Below are 230 nucleotides of genomic sequence, written 5' to 3' on the forward strand. Positions count from 1 at the left end.
TGCGCTGGATGCCGCGTCCGTTGCTTGCGTGCCTGCCGTTGTTGCGCTGTTGGCTGCGGATGAGGCGCTGTTTTGCGCTTGCGTGCGGGATGCGCCCGCTGCGGCGGCAAACCCTGCTGCGTCGGCGCGGGCCTGCGCGGCAAGCTGCTGGCTGTTTTGAGCCGATGCTGCCGACCCTTCCGCCGTATCGCGCGCCGCTACCGCCTGATCGCGGGCGGCCAGCGCCCCCG

1 pseudogene is annotated in these 230 nt (G+C 71.7%); it reads right to left on the reverse strand.

Annotated features, from left to right (window positions below):
• Positions 1–230 (reverse strand): annotated as a pseudogene (locus tag RMT89_RS45725) (phage tail protein); the annotation flags it as partial.

The sequence above is a fragment of the Streptomyces sp. P17 genome, assembly GCF_032436805.1.
In the GTDB taxonomy this organism is placed as follows: Bacteria; Actinomycetota; Actinomycetes; order Streptomycetales; family Streptomycetaceae; genus Streptomyces.